19 protein-coding genes are annotated in these 17,365 nt (G+C 33.6%); 15 read left to right on the plus strand and 4 right to left on the minus strand.

Annotated elements, in window-relative coordinates; genetic code table 11:
- Positions 1–43: 43 nt before the first annotated feature.
- Both ACFO3N_RS11945 and guaA read right to left on the minus strand, forming a co-directional pair.
- Complete coding sequence (locus ACFO3N_RS11945) at positions 44–1,957, minus strand: lytic transglycosylase (RefSeq protein WP_379797987.1); 1,914 nt, start codon at positions 1,955–1,957, stop codon at positions 44–46.
- Between the two features lie 63 nt (positions 1,958–2,020).
- Positions 2,021–3,550, minus strand: coding sequence for a glutamine-hydrolyzing GMP synthase (gene guaA / locus ACFO3N_RS11950; protein ID WP_012024443.1), 1,530 nt, complete (start codon positions 3,548–3,550; stop codon positions 2,021–2,023).
- 224 nt (positions 3,551–3,774) lie between these two features.
- On the opposite strand from guaA, the gene ACFO3N_RS11955 reads away from it, so the two are divergent.
- The gene (locus ACFO3N_RS11955) at positions 3,775–4,302 is read left to right on the plus strand and encodes a hypothetical protein (RefSeq protein ID WP_379797989.1); all 528 of its coding nucleotides are present in this window, start codon (positions 3,775–3,777) and stop codon (positions 4,300–4,302) included.
- A gap of 106 nt (positions 4,303–4,408) precedes the next feature.
- Here ACFO3N_RS11955 and ACFO3N_RS11960 read toward each other — a convergent pair whose 3' ends face one another.
- Both ACFO3N_RS11960 and ACFO3N_RS11965 read right to left on the minus strand, forming a co-directional pair.
- The gene (locus tag ACFO3N_RS11960; protein ID WP_379797991.1) at positions 4,409–5,122 is read right to left on the minus strand and encodes a hypothetical protein; all 714 of its coding nucleotides are present in this window, start codon (positions 5,120–5,122) and stop codon (positions 4,409–4,411) included.
- 278 nt (positions 5,123–5,400) lie between these two features.
- Positions 5,401–5,820 carry a hypothetical protein gene (locus ACFO3N_RS11965; RefSeq protein WP_379797993.1) on the minus strand — a complete coding sequence of 140 codons (420 nt, stop codon included), beginning with the start codon at positions 5,818–5,820 and terminating at the stop codon, positions 5,401–5,403.
- A gap of 232 nt (positions 5,821–6,052) precedes the next feature.
- Between ACFO3N_RS11965 and ACFO3N_RS11970 the strand changes: the two genes are divergently transcribed.
- From ACFO3N_RS11970 to ACFO3N_RS12035, 14 genes are all read left to right on the plus strand, one after another.
- Positions 6,053–6,973 carry a DnaJ C-terminal domain-containing protein gene (locus tag ACFO3N_RS11970; protein WP_379797995.1) on the plus strand — a complete coding sequence of 307 codons (921 nt, stop codon included), beginning with the start codon at positions 6,053–6,055 and terminating at the stop codon, positions 6,971–6,973.
- Positions 6,970–7,275 carry a chaperone modulator CbpM gene (locus ACFO3N_RS11975; protein ID WP_379797998.1) on the plus strand — a complete coding sequence of 102 codons (306 nt, stop codon included), beginning with the start codon at positions 6,970–6,972 and terminating at the stop codon, positions 7,273–7,275. Before ACFO3N_RS11970 ends, ACFO3N_RS11975 begins: the two co-directional genes overlap by 4 nt.
- 150 nt (positions 7,276–7,425) lie before the next feature.
- Positions 7,426–7,809: a RidA family protein gene (locus ACFO3N_RS11980; RefSeq protein WP_111286823.1), complete on the plus strand. Its 384-nt coding sequence runs from the start codon at positions 7,426–7,428 to the stop codon at positions 7,807–7,809.
- A 137-nt stretch (positions 7,810–7,946) separates the two neighbouring features.
- Positions 7,947–9,182, plus strand: coding sequence for a voltage-gated chloride channel family protein (locus ACFO3N_RS11985; protein WP_379798000.1), 1,236 nt, complete (start codon positions 7,947–7,949; stop codon positions 9,180–9,182).
- Between the two features lie 275 nt (positions 9,183–9,457).
- Positions 9,458–10,462, plus strand: a complete 1,005-nt coding sequence (locus ACFO3N_RS11990) for a DHH family phosphoesterase (RefSeq protein WP_095929903.1) — start codon at positions 9,458–9,460, stop codon at positions 10,460–10,462.
- Positions 10,463–10,470: 8 nt separating this feature from the next.
- Positions 10,471–11,121, plus strand: a complete 651-nt coding sequence (gene gldI / locus ACFO3N_RS11995; protein WP_379798002.1) for a gliding motility-associated peptidyl-prolyl isomerase GldI — start codon at positions 10,471–10,473, stop codon at positions 11,119–11,121.
- Positions 11,122–11,144: 23 nt separating this feature from the next.
- Positions 11,145–12,221, plus strand: coding sequence for a peptidylprolyl isomerase (locus tag ACFO3N_RS12000; protein WP_250835355.1), 1,077 nt, complete (start codon positions 11,145–11,147; stop codon positions 12,219–12,221).
- A 30-nt stretch (positions 12,222–12,251) separates the two neighbouring features.
- Positions 12,252–13,376, plus strand: coding sequence for a peptidylprolyl isomerase (locus ACFO3N_RS12005; protein ID WP_379798004.1), 1,125 nt, complete (start codon positions 12,252–12,254; stop codon positions 13,374–13,376).
- Positions 13,377–13,599: 223 nt separating this feature from the next.
- Complete coding sequence (locus ACFO3N_RS12010) at positions 13,600–14,502, plus strand: EamA family transporter (protein WP_320494067.1); 903 nt, start codon at positions 13,600–13,602, stop codon at positions 14,500–14,502.
- Positions 14,503–14,589: 87 nt separating this feature from the next.
- The gene (locus ACFO3N_RS12015; RefSeq protein WP_379798007.1) at positions 14,590–14,946 is read left to right on the plus strand and encodes a DoxX family protein; all 357 of its coding nucleotides are present in this window, start codon (positions 14,590–14,592) and stop codon (positions 14,944–14,946) included.
- 25 nt (positions 14,947–14,971) lie between these two features.
- Positions 14,972–15,679: an aquaporin Z gene (aqpZ, locus tag ACFO3N_RS12020; protein WP_379798009.1), complete on the plus strand. Its 708-nt coding sequence runs from the start codon at positions 14,972–14,974 to the stop codon at positions 15,677–15,679.
- Positions 15,680–15,722: 43 nt separating this feature from the next.
- Complete coding sequence (locus ACFO3N_RS12025; protein ID WP_250835350.1) at positions 15,723–15,962, plus strand: GlsB/YeaQ/YmgE family stress response membrane protein; 240 nt, start codon at positions 15,723–15,725, stop codon at positions 15,960–15,962.
- Between the two features lie 114 nt (positions 15,963–16,076).
- The gene (locus tag ACFO3N_RS12030; protein ID WP_379798011.1) at positions 16,077–16,904 is read left to right on the plus strand and encodes a sterol desaturase family protein; all 828 of its coding nucleotides are present in this window, start codon (positions 16,077–16,079) and stop codon (positions 16,902–16,904) included.
- A gap of 121 nt (positions 16,905–17,025) precedes the next feature.
- Positions 17,026–17,304: a DUF2805 domain-containing protein gene (locus ACFO3N_RS12035; protein ID WP_095929894.1), complete on the plus strand. Its 279-nt coding sequence runs from the start codon at positions 17,026–17,028 to the stop codon at positions 17,302–17,304.
- Positions 17,305–17,365 lie beyond the last annotated feature (61 nt).

A 17,365-nucleotide genomic window follows, 5' to 3' on the forward strand; every position in this document is an offset into this window, starting at 1 on the left:
ACTAAAAGCAAAATTCGCGCCGTTTGCTTTATCGCTGTAAAAATTACCTTAAATCGATTTCTACTTTAGCAATAATGATTTCTTTATATAACTCATCTTCTTCTTTTTTCTTGCATTTATAAAGCACTTCTTCCATGTTTTCGAACTTATCGGCGTAAACATAATACGAAAGACTGTTAATGTTGAAAAAGAAGCTAGCGTTAAATTCGCCAGAATCAATAAGTTTCATAATGAGCTTATCTCGGTCAACTGCGTCTGTAAATATACCTAAAACTAAGTAATACCCGTTTGAAACTTCTTTAAGATTATCATAAACTTCAACTTTTACTGTTTTGTCAGGTCTTAACGGATTGTCTTTCAATTCTTGTTTCATTTCTTGCAACGAAATTGTTTTTGAATTTTCAGCTACACCCTTTTTTTCCTGTTTCTTAACCGCTTCATCCTGATATTTTTTCAATTTGATCAAAGCCAATTTATCATCAAATTTTCGAGCTTCCATACTATAATAAGAAGCTTTACTGATATGTCTTTTAACCTCAATTTTTTTCTGAGTGTCCAAAGAATCTATTTTAGCAATCAAAAGCTGATTTTTTTCATCTCCTTTTTCCTGCTCGATTTTATAACGTTTAATTTCTTCTAAAGACAAACGCTGCTGTAAAGGTTCTGTATTGGATTTTTTCTCGCTTTCGCGGATTTTCTTCTTGTATTCCTGATTTTCCTCAACTGCAATTTTCTCTACTTTATTCATCAAACCAGCGTAGGCTTTTCGGTTTTCGGCCAGTTCCTTTTTCAATTGAGACGATAATTCATTCGTTTTATTAATTCCTTCAGAAGATTGTTTTTCCAATCTTTTAGATTCTTCAACATTCAAAATATCCATTCTCTTCAATTCTTTCAAATCATTGTTCATTGAAGTGACAAGCGAATCTAATTTTACCATTAAAATATCTTGAACATTTTTATTTGCTTCCAAAACCAGACGCAATTTTTCGACCGAGTTTTCTTTAGAACCATTCATATCGTTCAGATTCACTTTCAGATCATTAATTTTTATAATTTTCTGATTCATTTCTTTCTGAACCACAAGACGGTCTTTTAAATCTTCAATTTCGACTGTTTTAGCTTTTGTTTTTTCAACCACAACTTGTTTTTCGGCCAAAGCCAACATTAATTCTTCACTTTCGTTTGATGGTTTTATGGCTGCAGTATTAATGGCTAATTTGTTTCCAACAACTAATCCGTTTACGATTTCAGGATTTTGAGATTCTAATTGGTCAATTGAAATTCCGTATTTCTTAGCAATCGAAAACTTGGTCTCTTTTGGCTCTACAACATGAAAAATGGTTTCTTGATTAATTACACGAACTCTCCCATCCAAAGTTTTTCTTTTGTTCGGAATTGAAATCGTTTGACCAATTTGCAATCCATTAATCAAAATATCTTTATTTAAATTTTCTAAATCTTGAACCGAAACATTGTATTGTCTCGCGATACTGAATAGAGATTCTTTAGCCACAACCTGATGCGTAGTTTTTGAAGAAACACCAGCTTCTGATTTAGTTACACTATCTAAATTTTGAGGAATTATTAATTCTTGACCAATTTGGAGTCCGTTGGCCAGAATTTCTGAATTGGCATTCTGAATGGCTTCAACTGAAACATGATATTGTTTTGACAAACCAAACAATGTTTCTTTGGGTGCAACAATATGGGTTTGTTGCTTTGAAGTTGTATTTTGTAAGGAGTGAACTGGAATCTTTATAATTTGATTATCCTTGATTCCGTTTTGCGATTCGGGGTTGAGTTTGTAAATCTCGTCTACAGAAACCTTGTATTTTTGGGCAATGAAAAAAGCAGTTTCTCCTTTTTGAATTCTGTGTTCAATTATTGCATCTTGTGCAGTTATTTTGTTAAAAGACAAAACAAACACAAGAGAAATCGTTAAAAGTTCTCTCATAAATAGTAGGTTATAAAAAATTAAGGCCTTACAAATGTAAGACCTTAATTTTAAATTATGCTACTATTCCCACTCAATTGTTGCAGGTGGTTTCGAACTAATATCGTAAACTACACGATTCACGCCTTTTACTTTATTGATAATGTCGTTTGACACTTTCATCAAGAAATCGTAAGGCAAATGAACCCAGTCAGCAGTCATACCATCTGTTGATTCTACAGCTCTAAGCGCTACTACTTTTTCGTAAGTACGCTCATCACCCATAACACCAACACTGTTTACAGGAAGCAAAATTGCTCCAGCCTGCCAAACTTTATCGTATAATCCCCAAGATTTTAATCCTTCAATAAATACAGAATCTACATCTTGTAAGATCTGTACTTTCTCTGGAGTAATATCTCCTAGAATTCTAATTGACAATCCTGGTCCTGGGAAAGGGTGTCTTCCTAATAATTCTGGATCTATTCCTAATGTAGCTCCTACTCGTCTTACTTCGTCTTTGAAAAGCATTCTAAGTGGTTCTACAATTTTTAATTTCATATAATCTGGCAATCCACCAACGTTGTGGTGCGATTTAATTGTTGCAGATGGCCCTTTTACCGAAACAGACTCAATTACGTCTGGGTAAATAGTTCCTTGCGCTAACCATTTTACGTCTTCTAATAAGTGCGATTCATCATCAAAAACTTCGATAAATACACGACCGATTGTTTTACGTTTCGTTTCAGGATCACTGATTCCGGCCAATTCGCCAAGGAAACGATCTCCAGCATCTACACCTTTTACATTCAATCCCATTCCTTTGTATTGATCTAATACATTTTGGAATTCGTTTTTACGTAAAAGTCCGTTATTAACGAAAATACAGTATAAATTTTGTCCGATTGCTTTGTTTAATAAAACTGCCGCTACAGTAGAATCTACTCCTCCAGATAAACCAAGAACCACTTTATCGTTTCCTAATTTCTCTTTTAGTTCTGCTACCATTTCGTCAACGAAAGCATTTGGAGTAAAGTTTTGAGGAACTTCAGCAATTTTAACTAAGAAGTTCTCCAACATTTTTTTACCATCTGTAGAATGGTAAACCTCTGGATGATATTGAATTGCATAAGTAGTTTCGCCTTCAATTTTGTAAGCTGCGTATTCTACGTCATGCGTGCTTGCTAATTTTACAGCATTTGTTGGAAGCGCTTTGATACTATCGCTATGGCTCATCCAAACCTGACTGTTTTCTGAAACTCCTTCAAAGAAAGTTTCACCTTCTTTAATATAAGACAAGTTTGCTCTACCGTATTCTCTTGTATTGGAAGCAGCTACTTCACCGCCGCTGAAATGAGCCAAATATTGAGCTCCGTAACAAACAGCAAGCAAAGGCATTTTACCTCTAATTTGTGATAAATCAGGATGTGGCGCATCTTCTCCTCTAACAGAGAAAGGGCTTCCTCCTAAAATTACGGCTTTATAACTTGATAAATCACTTGGAATGTGATTGTAAGGAAAAATTTCGCAGAATATATTTAATTCGCGAACTCTACGCGCAATAAGCTGAGTATATTGCGATCCGAAATCTAAAATAAGTACGTTGTGTTGCATGCGCAAAAATACTTTTTATATTCGAAATTGAAAAATCGGAGCAGTGAAAAAAAATATTTTTTTTTCACTGTAGATTCTAAGATACTTAGTTACTAAGATTCGGAGCTTTTTTCTAACTCAAAAACAAAAAACTTAACATCTTAGAACCTTAGCAACTCAGTATCTTTGCAAATCCAAAAACCCAATTATTTCGTATCTAACGAAAAACCCAATTTAATTTAACCATGAAATCAAAAATTATTGCCCTGACAGCTTTATTATCGATCTTTTTTAGCTCTTGTAACACTGTTGATGATTTGCTGACTTTTACTATTTCGAACAATGCTTCGATTAAAATTCAAAGCACTTCTCCAATCAATTTGCCTTCAGAAATTATTACACCAGAGGTTACGACCAATTCTTCTGCTGAGTTTGAAAACAATAAAACAAAAGCAAATTTGGTGAAAGACGTAAAAATCAGATCGCTGAAATTATCAATTACAGATCCTTCGGATAAAACTTTTACCTTTTTAAAATCTATACATCTATATATTTCTACGGCTAACTCAGAAGAAATTGAATTAGCGTATGCTGACAATATCAATGTATCCAGCAACACGATCGATTTGATTTGTACTGATAAAAGATTAGATGAATATATAAAAGCAGACAGTTACAAAATCAGAACGAAAGTAACATTGAAAGAAACCTTAACAAAGGATGTGACTGTAAAAGCAGAAATGAAGTTTAAGGTGACTGCGGATCCATTTTGATCAAAGCAACAAAGTGACAGAGTAACAAAGGTTCAAAGAAACGAAGTATAAAAACTTTGTTACTTTGAACCTTTGTCACTTTGTATCTTCTAGCGCTGAAAGTGCTTTACTCTTTCGTCACCACTATCGACGCTTTAAAACCTGCGGCTAGATTATCCCAGTAATCATTGGTTACTAGATTGCCTTTATCGTCGTAAACTTGTATTTCTGCTGTGTTTCCTCCAAGCGTTCCTATATTTAGAGCTTCAAAATCTAATTTATTAAAACCTTGCCCAAGATTGATTTTTACTTGCTGGAAATTGGAATCTAGCAAAATTCGGTCTCTTACCACAACTTCATTGCAAGATACTTTTACCAAATCGCCATCAATTGCTCCAAAATCTCGAAACTTCACTATAAAATATTCTGATTTCGTTTTAAAATCACCCAACGAAATATTCCTTTTTACCAACACACCGCGTCCTTCTCTTAAACCTGCATCTTTTAAAGATTTATCTAAATCTTTTTCCATTTTTGCTACATATCGGTCACCGGGATTAGCAAAATCGGTTTCAGTAGACATGGTAAATTTGCTTTTTTCTTCTCCAATCTGAAATTTTGATTTTGGAGTTATAGTAGTATTCTCAAAAACATTTGGCGTTTTAATTGCTGGCATATCATTAAAATCTGCCTGCGGATCTTTGACTTCAGGAATCGGAGTTTTTTTGGGCTTCGCAGTAAACTTTCCCCCTGGAATTGCTTTGAATTTAGTATTAGACTCAATTTGAGCTGATACAGACATCACAGTAAAAAATAATATGAAAAATAAAATGTGCTTCATTGAAAAAGTATTATCGAATCGCCTTTTATAATTAATACAAACCAAAAGTCTAGCATCACAAAAATAGTATAATTTAGTTAGGTGCTGCAACTTTAGGAGTTTTATAACATTAAATTAAGCTAATTTTTGGAATCAAAAAACCTGCCAGAAAGACTCTTTATTTGTATTTATTTATCACAATATACATAAAAAGAAAAATCCGACTTGTCTGGACAAATCGGATTTTTTGAGTAATAAAATTTAAATTACTTTTAATTTAAAAAGAAATTATTATAGAATTAATCTTTAACAATAACTGCTGTTAATGTAGAAACATCCAGTGTTTTGCCAACAGTATATTTAAGATGTACATTATCTGTATACGTTACTCCAGCCTCAACGTACTCCACGTATCTGGTACTCTGAAAAATTTCGCCATCAGTAGTTTTAGCAGTAAATTTCACTGTGAAATTTCCTTGTTCATATTTGGTATATGATATTTTCGAAGTATTTTTTACACTATAGTCAATTTCAAGCCAATCACTACCAATTAACTTTTTTGAAGTAACTGTTAAAGCAAAATCAGCCACATTAAAAGTATTAGCATTCGATGGCACATCATCATTATCACTGCCTGAACTACAACTTACCAATAAAATTGACATGGTAAATAAAAGAACAAAACTAATTGACGATTTTAAAAAAGATAATTTTCTCATAATTTTAATATTTTAAAACGATTAATAAGTACATTTTTGTAGCTTATTTCTGCAATTATATAACTAAAAATTAGGATAAACGAATAAAAAGTAAGATTTAACTTAAAAAAATAAGAGTTATTTTTTTAGTTTCATATTATTTAATTGAAAAGTGATCAATCCCTTTGACATCTAATAAGTTATGAGTAACTTCAATATTTTAATTTATCGTTATAATTAAAAATCTAAGCAAATGGACTACATTGACTATTATAAAGCATTAGATGTTACAAAATCGGCTACAGAAGCAGACATCAAAAAGGCCTATAGAAAACTGGCTAGGAAATATCATCCAGATTTAAATCCGAATGATAAAGAAGCCGAGAAAAAATTCAAAGAAATAAATGAAGCAAACGAGGTTTTAAGCAATCCTGAAAATCGAAAAAAATACGATAAGTACGGTAAAGACTGGAAACATGCTGACGAATTTGAAAAAGCAGGCTACGATCCGAACCAGCAGCAAAGCAGACAGCAAGGCGGTTATCAATATTCTGAAGGCGATTTCTCTGGTTTTGAAGGTGGTGACTTTTCTGGAAGCGACTTTTCCGATTTTTTTAATTCGATGTATGGCGGAGGAAGAAGCAGATCTCAATCTAAATATAGAGGCCAAGATTTTAATGCCGAACTGGTATTAGACCTAGCTGAAGCTTACACAACACATAAACGAAACTTGTCAGTAAACGGAAAAAATATTAGAATTACAATTCCCGCTGGTGTAGAAAACGGACAAATTATCAAAATTCCGAATCATGGCGGTCCAGGTGTAAACGGCGGACCAAACGGCGATTTGTACATTACCTTTATAATTTCAAATAATTCAGATTTTAAACGTGAAGGAAATAATCTGTATGCTGAGGCACCAATTGATTTGTACACAGCTATTTTAGGCGGAGAAACGTTTATTAATACTTTTGATGGAAAAGTAAAAATTAAAGTCCCAGCAGAAACACAACCTGGAACAAAAGTGAAACTGAAAGGAAAAGGTTTTCCTGTCTATAAAAAAGAGAATCAGTTTGGTGATTTATACATCACTTATACCATTAAACTTCCAACAAAACTTTCTGATAAAGAAAAAGAATTATTTGAAGAATTAGCAAAACTAAGAAAGTCATGAAAAGTAAAAATTTAATCCAGATCAAACAGTTTTGTATGTATCACGAAATTGAAAACACTTTTATAACTGAACTTAATAACTACGGACTCATTCATATTATTACACAAGAAAATGACGAATTTCTGGAACCAGAACAGTTGCCAACAGTGGAAAAAATGATCCGAATGCATTACGATCTCAAAATAAATCTAGAAGGAATTGATGCCATTGCACATTTATTAAATAAGATTGAAACCTTACAGCAAAATTTAAATACGGTACAAAACAAGCTTCGCCTTTACGAAGAAAAAGAAACCGAATAACGATTTATATCACAAAAAAGCTTGAATTTCTGAATTGATTTCAAGCTTTTTTTAATTCCTTTCAGAACCATAATTCTTAAATTGCAGCATCTTTAATTAACCTGAATTTGCTTAAAAACGTACAGACAAATTCGCAAAAAAACTAAAAAAATGAAAAGAGAAAACATCTTAACCGGATCGCCATGGGAAGACAAAATGGGATATTGCCGTGCCGTAAGAATTGGCAATATTGTCGAAGTTTCTGGAACTGTAGCCATTGTTGACGGTGATAAAGTAAAAGCTGATGATGCTTATGCTCAAACCTATAATATTTTGGAACGAGTTGAAAAAGTTTTAGAAGATTTAAATGTGGGGATGAAAGATGTGATTAGAACTAGAATTTTTACTACCAATGTTTCTACTTTTGAAGAAGTGGCAAGAGCGCATTCTGCTTTCTTTAAAGATATAAAACCAACAACAGGATTTTACGAAATCAGTAAACTGGTTGCTCCAGAATATCTAGTTGAAATAGAATTTACTGCTGTTGTTCAGTAATTTTTTATAGCCACGAATTACACTAATTGCGCTAATTATTTTTTTATGCCACAGATTAAATGGATTAAAAATGATTATTTCCCTTTTAATTCGTGAAAATTGGCGAAATTCGTGGCTAAAATATTTTTATTATTTGAATGACTTTTCAAGCCTCAAAACAACTACTACTTGATATTCCAAAATGGATTCTTATCTGTGCTTTAATCGGAATACTTTCTGGATCGGCTTCAGCATTTTTCTTAGTTTCTTTAGAATGGGTTACGCAATTTAGAATTCAGCATGACTGGATTATATGGCTTTTGCCTTTCGGCGGATTTCTGGTTGGATTGAGTTATTATTATTGGGGAGAATCGGTTGCAAAAGGAAACAATCTTCTATTGGAAGAATACGAAAATCCTAAAAAAGTCATTCCGTTTAAAATGGCTCCTTTAGTACTTTTAGGAACATTATTGACACATTTATTCGGAGGATCTGCAGGACGAGAAGGAACTGCGGTACAAATGGGAGGCGCAATTGCCGATCAGTTTACAAAATTCTTCCAACTTGATAATTCAGAAAGAAAGATTCTGATTATTCTCGGAATCAGTGCAGGTTTCGCTTCTGTTTTTGGAACTCCTCTTGCGGGAGCCATTTTTGCTTTAGAAGTTTTATACTTCAGTAAAATTAATTTTAAAAGCATTTTACTTTCTTTTTTAGTCGCTTACGCAGCTTATTTCACCGTAGAATTCTGGGAAATCAAACATACGCATTACAGTATTCCTGTTGTTCCAGAACTTAGTTTAAACAACATTATTTTCACTCTAATTGTTGGAATCTTATCTGGATTTGCAGCATTATTATTTTCTAGAAGTACTCATTTCTGGGGTTCTCTTTTTTCAAAAAACATCAAATATCCTCCACTTCGTCCTGTAATTGGTGGAGTCGTTTTGGCTATTGCCATTGCCGGTTTCGGATTTACAAAATTCTCTGGATTAGGAGTTCCTGTAATTGTAGATTCTTTTTCGAATCCAAACCAATGGTATGATTTTCTGCTAAAAATTTTATTTACCGGATTCACATTAGGAGCTGGTTTTAAAGGAGGCGAAGTAACGCCGCTATTTTTTGTCGGTGCGACTTTAGGAAGTGCTTTATCGACCGTAATTCCAATGCCGATTGCGCTTTTAGCAGGAATCGGATTTGTTGCTGTTTTCTCTGGTGCAACCCACACTCCTATCGCCTGTACGATTATGGGAATGGAATTATTCGGAATTGCTCCTGGAATATTCATCGCAATTGCCTGTACAATTGCTTATTTTTCTTCTGGTTCTGTAGGAATTTACAAATCACAGATTGTAAAGGGGGCTAAATATAAATTGTATCAAAAGTTTCTTTAAAGGAGTTTTCAGTCGCAGTCGCAGTTTACACTCTCAGTTTCAAAATAAAAAAATCCGTCCAAATTCGCGTTTTCGCGATAGCGAATCCGTTTCATCCGCGTACATTCTTTTTAACCCTAAAATATCTGAAAACTGAATCCAAAAATAAGGAGACTTAGTTTTGAGACTGAAAACTGCGACTGAAAACTGAACACTAAAAACTGAACACTAACTACTCCGACTGTCCACTAAAATTATTTTCAGCATTACATTAAAAAAATGTAAATTCGCACACTATGAAAATACAAGATATTCAAGCGATTCAATTATTACTCGCCACCCCAAAGAAAATTGTCATCATTCCGCACAGAGGACCAGATGGCGATGCAATGGGATCAACGTTAGGTTTATACCATTTTTTAATTAAAAACAATCATCAGGCAACAGTAATTGCTCCAAATGATTTTCCTAATTTTTTAGCTTGGCTTCCAGGATCTGAAACCGTAAAAATATTCGAAAAAGAAACCGAAATCTGCACACAGATTTTAGAAGAAGCTGAAATCATTTTCACACTTGATTTTAATGCTTTTCACCGTACAGGCGAAATGGAACATACTTTAGCAAAGCTTAAAGCTACTTTCATTATGATCGATCATCATCAAAAACCTGATGATTACGCTACATATACTTATTCTGACACTTCATACGGATCTACTTGTGAGATGGTTTATAACTTTATCACTTTCTTAAACAAAAAAGAAGATATTGACAAAACCATTGCAACTTGCATCTACACAGGTATTTTAACCGATTCTGGTTCTTTCCGTTTTCCTGGCACAACAGGAAATACACATAGAATTATTGCAGAATTAATTGATTTAGGAGTCGAAAACACTCAGATTCCTGTATTACTTTTTGATAATAGCTCTTTCAGTAGATTACAGTTATTAGGACGTGCTTTGCAGAACATGAAGATCCTCGAAAATCATAAAACTTCATATACGACGTTAACACAAGAAGAGTTAGATTCTTTTAATTATGTTAAAGGTGATACTGAAGGAATTGTTAATTATGGCTTAAGTATAAAAGATATTGTTTTTACTGCTATTTTTATCGAAAATAAAGACGAAGGCATTATCAAGATTTCATTCCGTTCGCAGGGAGGTTTTGATGTAAATCAGTTTGCTCGAGATCATTTCAACGGTGGCGGACATAGCAATGCAGCTGGCGGAAGATCTGAAGTTTCGATGCAAGAAACAGTTAATAAATTTGAAGATTTAGTAAAAAAACTAAAATTATAGTCCAAATCATGAACTACCTAAAACTTAGCATTTACACTTTGCTTTTTACAGTTTTATTAAGCAGCTGTAAGCATCATGAAGAAGCCAGAAGACCCATTTCTAGTGCTTCGGGAACATTCATGAAAAAATCGGCTGACCGAAACAAAAAATTAGTGGCAAATGAAGAAGATGTCATTAAGAAAATAATCAAAAGCAATCCGAAAGTAAAATATTATGCTACTCCAAAAGGCTATTGGTTTTATTACGACGAAAGAAATACAAATGAAACTGCAGCTCCAAGAAAAGGCGATATTGCTTACTTTAATATGGAAGTAAAAGACATAAAAGGCAATGTCATTTATTCTGAATCAGATCTTGGTCCTCAAACTTACTATGTAGACAAACAAGACATTATGATGGGGCTTCGTGACGGAATAAAAAGAATGCATAAAAACGAAACTGTCACGTTTTTATTTCCATCGCATATGGCTTACGGATATCACGGAGATAATAAAAAAATTGGAACAAACGAATCTCTAATCGTTACAGTAACGCTTAGAAATTTTGTTCCAGATCCTGCGGCACAAACAGTAAAACCTGCTGCTCAGCCTTCAGCCGTAACGCCAAAACCTGCAGTTGCAAAACCTGCTGCGCCAGCTAAAAAAGATACATTACATTAACTCAATAAAAACAACATCTTAAAATGAAAAAGAGTATTTTATTATTACTAATAGCCGTAGGCTCATTTTATTCTTGTAAAGATGACCACAGTAATCTTCCTGATGGTTTATATGCCGATATCGAAACAAACAAAGGTCACATCATTGTAGAGCTTGATTACAAAAAAGCACCTATAACAGTGGCTAACTTTGTGACTTTGGCTGAAGGTAAAAACGAGTTTGTAACACACGAACAATTAAAAAAGAAACCTTTTTTTGACGGTTTAAAATTCCACCGAGTAATTGAAAGTTTCATGATTCAAAGTGGTGATCCATTAGGAACTGGTTCTGGAGATACAGGATATAAATTTAAAGATGAATTTTCAGATTTAAAATTTGACAAAGCTGGAGTTCTAGCAATGGCAAATAACGGACCTGGAACAAACAGTAGCCAGTTTTTTATCACTCACGTAGAAACTCCTTGGTTAGACAACCTACATACTATTTTTGGTCATGTGGTAAGCGCAAAAGATCAAGAAGTAGTAAACAAAGTTGTTCAAGGAGACAATATCGTTGCTGTAACTATTATTAGAAATGGTGAAGCAGCGAAAAAATTTGATGCTGTAAAAGTATTCCACGACTATTTTGCTGACATTGCAAAAGAACAACAAAAATATGCTGGAGCTCAAAAAGAAAAAGTAGATTATTATGCTTCTCTAAAACCAAAAGCAACTAAAACTACAAGCGGTTTAGAATATGTAATTACAGAAAAAGGAAGTGGCAAGAAACCTGCTATTGGAAGTCAAATTTACATTCACTACGCTGGTTTCCTTGAAAACGGAACTTTATTTGACACTAGCATTGAAGAAGTGGCAAAACCATTCGGGAAATTTGATCCTGCAAGAGCAGCGCAAAACGGCTACCAACCAATTCAATTTCAAGCTGGGAAAAAAGACGGTTTAATTCCTGGTTTTATTGAAGGAGTTGAGCAATTGTCTTATGGAGACAAAGCAGTTCTTTTCATTCCATCGCACTTAGCTTATGGAGCAACGGGTGCTGGAGGTGTAATTCCGCCAAACGCTAATATCATTTTCGAAATCCAGATTTCAGACAAACAGTAATTGAATTAAAGACTTAAAATTTTAAAAGCAATGAAATTTAAATTTCTATTTTTATTTTGCTTAGCAATAGTAAATATACAAGCTCAAACTAAAAAGCCTGCGGCAAAACCAGCAGCGAAACCTACAACTACAGCAGCTGCTGCTGCAAATCCTAGTGACGGGATTTTTGCTACAATTTCTACTACAAAAGGAGACATTGTTCTTTCTTTAGAGTATGTAAAAGCACCTGTTACAGTAGCAAACTTTATTACTTTGGCAGAAGGTACAAATCCTAATGTTAAAGCATCTCTTAAAGGAAAACCATTTTACAACGGATTAAAATTCCATAGAGTAATTAACGATTTCATGATTCAGGGTGGTGATCCAGAAGGAAATGGTTCTGGAGGTCCAGGATATTCTTTTAAAGATGAATTTGTAGACGATTTAAAATTCGAAAAAGGCGGTGTTCTTGCTATGGCAAATTCTGGTCCGGCAACAAACGGAAGCCAGTTTTTCATTACACACAAAGATACTCCTTGGTTAAACGGAAAACATACTATTTTTGGCCACGTAGTATCTGGAATGGATAATGTAAATAAAATTGTTCAAGACGATGTAATGACAAAAATTGTTATTACACGCAAAGGTGCTGCTGCAAAGAAATTTGATGCTTTAAAAGTTTTAAGTGACGATGTAAAAAAAGAAGCGGCTAAAAAAGAAGAAGCAAAAAAAGTAATAACTGCAAAAGCAGCTTATTTTAAAGACTTAAAAGCAAAAGCAACTGCAACAGCCTCTGGTTTAAAATATGTAATCACTCAAAAAGGTACTGGCGTTAAAGGTGCTGAAGGTTCTAACATCTATTTTCACTACGCTGGATACTTTGAAGATGGAAACTTATTTGATAGCAGCATGGCTCCAGTAGCAAAAGCATATGGAAAATATGATGCCAATAGAGATGCGCAAGGCGGATACAAAGCGTTTCCTTTTACAGTTGGTAAAAAAGAGGGAATGATTCCTGGTTTTCTTGAAGCTCTGGATATGATGACAGACGGAGAAAAAGCGACTTTCTTTTTACCTTCAAATTTAGCGTATGGCGAAAAAGGCGCTGGCGGAGTTATTCCTCCAAATGCAACCTTGATTTTTGAAATTGAAACGTATCAAAACCAGCCTAAGTAATTAGAAAAGAGAATATTTGTTCTTTATAGATATAAAAAGCCATCAGAATTATTCTTGATGGCTTTTCTATTTTTTGTTCTTTAGCTTTTTAAAGAATTCTTATTTTAAGCCTTTAAAAATCAATTCTGTTATAATTAAATCATTATTTTCAACATAGTACAAGAGAATCCTAAACAAAATAGCTTACCTTTGCCGGCTTAATTTTTTTAAAAACAGATAATTTATGACGTCGCAAAATAATGTATTAAAGGGTGTTTTTCTTGTTGCTTTGGGAGCAACTACTTACGGAATGTTGGCTACTTTTGTAAAAATGGCCTATTCTGAAGGATACACAACTGCAGAAGTAACGACCTCACAGTTTATATACGGAATTCTAGGTATTCTTGCAATCAATCTTTTCCAGCGTATTAAAAACAAAAACAAACCTGCCGTAAAAGCATCTCGAAAAAATATTTTCAATTTAATGCTTGCGGGAACTTCTTTAGGAATGACAAGCTTATTTTATTATTTGGCGGTAAAATACATTCCCGTTTCTATCGGAATCGTTTTATTGATGCAAACGGTTTGGATGGGTGTTTTGCTTGAAATGATTTTAGAAAAAAAACTCCCTTCAAAACAAAAAGTCATTGCGGTATTAATAGTGCTTTTTGGAACTGTTTTAGCCACTAATATTATCAATAACGATATCGAATTAGACTGGAGAGGTTTAGTTTGGGGAATGCTTGCTGCTGCTTCTTTTACTACAACTATGTTTACTGCCAATAGTGTAGCAACCGAAATTTCATCTGCTCAAAGAAGTCTTTATATGCTTTTAGGAGGTGCTGTTATTGTATTTTCATTTGCTTTTGCAACACAGGTTACGGCCTTTAATATGGAAATATTCCTTAAATGGGGAATTGTATTATCCTTATTTGGTACCATAATTCCACCGCTTTTAATGACTGCAGGTTTTCCGTTAACAGGAATTGGACTAGGAAGTATTGTTTCTGCTCTTGAACTGCCCGTTTCTGTAATGATGGCGTATGTTTTATTAAACGAAAAAGTAATCTTTTCTCAATGGGTCGGCATTGTATTGATTATTCTGGCCATAATTATTATGAATGTAAATTTCAAGTCAAAAAAATAGCCCAAAATACATAATTTCAAAAAAAGAAGTCTTGTAATGCAATAATTGTTAATTTTTTTATAAATTCGTGATAAACAATTAAATATCATGATTTTACCTTGGCATTTATATTTAATGGCTTTCCTTTATATTCTTGCCGGGCTAAATCATTTTAGAAAACCTGGAATGTACATAAAGATCATTCCGCCCGCATTTAAAAACCCCAAATTAATAAATATTTTAAGTGGTGCCGCTGAGATTATTCTGGGCATCTTTCTAATCCTGCCTTTTACAACACAAATTGCCGCCTGGGGAATTATAATGCTATTAATTGCTATTTTTCCTGCCAATTTGTACATGTTTCAAAATAAAAAAGCAGGATTTGGTTTACCATTATGGATTTTATTTGTACGTTTGCCCTTACAAATTGTTTTAATTTATTGGGCTTACCAATATACATTCTAACATTAACCATTTAAATTATTTTATCATGAAAAAATTATTTGCAGAGTTTTTCGGAACTTATTGGCTTGTTTTTGGTGGATGCGGAAGCGCAATTTTTGCTGCTGGAATTCCAAATTTAGGAATCGGATTTGCTGGTGTTGCGCTTGCTTTTGGTTTAACGGTACTTACAATGGCCTATGCGGTTGGCCACATTTCTGGCGGTCATTTTAATCCCGCTGTTTCTTTTGGTTTATGGGCTGGCGGAAGATTCTCGGCAAAAGATCTTATTCCGTACATCATTGCACAATGTGTTGGAGCTGTTGCAGCAGCAGGAACTTTATATACAATAGCTTCTGGAAAAGCTGGTTTTGCAATTGACAGTACAAAAGCGGGAGCCTTTGCATCTAATGGTTTTGGAGCTTTTTCTCCTGATGGCTATTCATTACAGTCTGCTTTCATTGCAGAATTTGTACTTACATTATTCTTTTTATTAGTGATTTTAGGAGCAACTGATAAATTTGCAAATGGCAGATTTGCAGGAATCGCAATCGGTTTGGCGTTAACTTTAATACACTTAATCAGTATTCCTATTACAAATACTTCTGTAAATCCAGCGAGATCTTTATCTCAAGCCATTTTTGTTGGCGGAGAGCCATTATTACAGGTTTGGCTGTTTTGGGCTGCTCCTATTCTTGGTGCATTAGCCGCAGGTTTTCTTTATAAAACACTGCTTCAAAATCACGCAGAAGCATAATAACTGAAAAAAGAACTCAACACATCATCAAAAAAATAAAAATATGGAATTTTTATATTTCTTACTTATAGGTGCCATTTCTGGATGGCTAGCTGGTCAAATCTGGAAAGGTGCCGGATTTGGTTTAATTGGCAATATTATTGTCGGAATCATAGGCGGATTCATCGGAGGATGGATCGCTGGAAAACTTGGCATTGGAGGTGGCGGTCTTCTCTGGCAGATTCTGATTGCTGTAGGAGGTGCGTGGGTTTTATTATTTTTAATCAGCCTCATCAAAAAATAATATCCTAAATAATAATTTCTAAAGAGAAAATCAGATATATTTATATTTGGTTTTCTCTTTTTTATTGGAGTAAAACCGAAAGAAATCTTTAATTAATTCAAATATTTATGCATCATGAATGACATTATTAATTATTTTTCTACGATTCCTTCTTCGCATAGAAGTTTAATTTTGGTTGGCGGTATTACTATTTTCTGGCTTATTGAAAACAGTTTTCCTTTGTTTAAAATGCAATATAAAAAATGGCCTCATGCGGGTATAAATTTCTTTTTTACCTTCACTACCATTGTTGTCAATTTTATTCTTGCGTTTATTTTAATACGAACTGCTGCTTGGACAATCGAACATAATTTTGGAATTCTGCAATGGCTTCCAAAAATACCAATCTGGCTCTATACTATAATTGGTTTACTGCTTTTGGATTTAATTGGAGCTTATTTAGCTCATTTGGTAGAACACAAAGTAAAAATTCTTTGGCAGTTTCATCTGGTGCACCATACCGACACTTGGATTGATACCACAACTGCCAATAGACATCATCCTGGAGAAAGCGTAGTCCGTTTTATTTTTACCACTTTCGGCGTTTTAATTATCGGGACACCAATGTGGATGGTTTTTCTTTATCAATCACTATCAGTTGTTGCTTCACAATTTAACCACGCCAATATTTCGCTTCCAGAAAAATTGGATCTATTCTTAAGTTACTTTATTGTTTCGCCTAATATGCATAAAGTGCATCATCATTATGTGCTGCCTTTTACAGATAGCAATTATGGCAATATTTTTTCTATTTGGGACAGGCTTTTTAAAACCTTTACCTACTTACCTAAAGATCAACTTATATATGGTGTAGACACTCATATGCAGTCTGAAGAAAACAATGAATTGAAGAATCTGTTAAAAATTCCATTTCAAAAATCACGATCCTTCAAAAACAGTTAAAATCATTAAAAAAATTGAACTTTACTGAACCAACTTATTATTTTTTTTTTTAATATTGATACAGAAATTGAAAATCAATCTATTAATAATTAACACCCTATTTTGAATTAATTTTCACGAGATGAAAAAGAGTAGCCGCAAAGAATTAACTCCGGAACAAATTGAAAGACTTGTTTCGTTAGCTTTAGAAGAAAGAAATCCATTTGAAATTATAAAGAAAGAATTTGGATTGGCAGAAAAAGAAGTCCTGGACATCATGAAAAAGAAAATGCCTCTTGAAAAATTTGAGATGTGGAAAAAGAAGGCAATTGCAAATAAACCAAAACCAAAACCCGTTAAAATAGATGATTTTGATGAAGATTTGGACGGAAAATATTATATCAAGAATAAATTAGACTAAAATAAAGCTCCTGTTTTTCAGGAGTTTTTTTTTATCTGTAAATATAATGTGATTTTTTAGT

It is taken from the genome of Flavobacterium chungangensis (genome assembly GCF_042654045.1).
In the GTDB taxonomy this organism is placed as follows: domain Bacteria; phylum Bacteroidota; class Bacteroidia; order Flavobacteriales; family Flavobacteriaceae; genus Flavobacterium; species Flavobacterium chungangensis.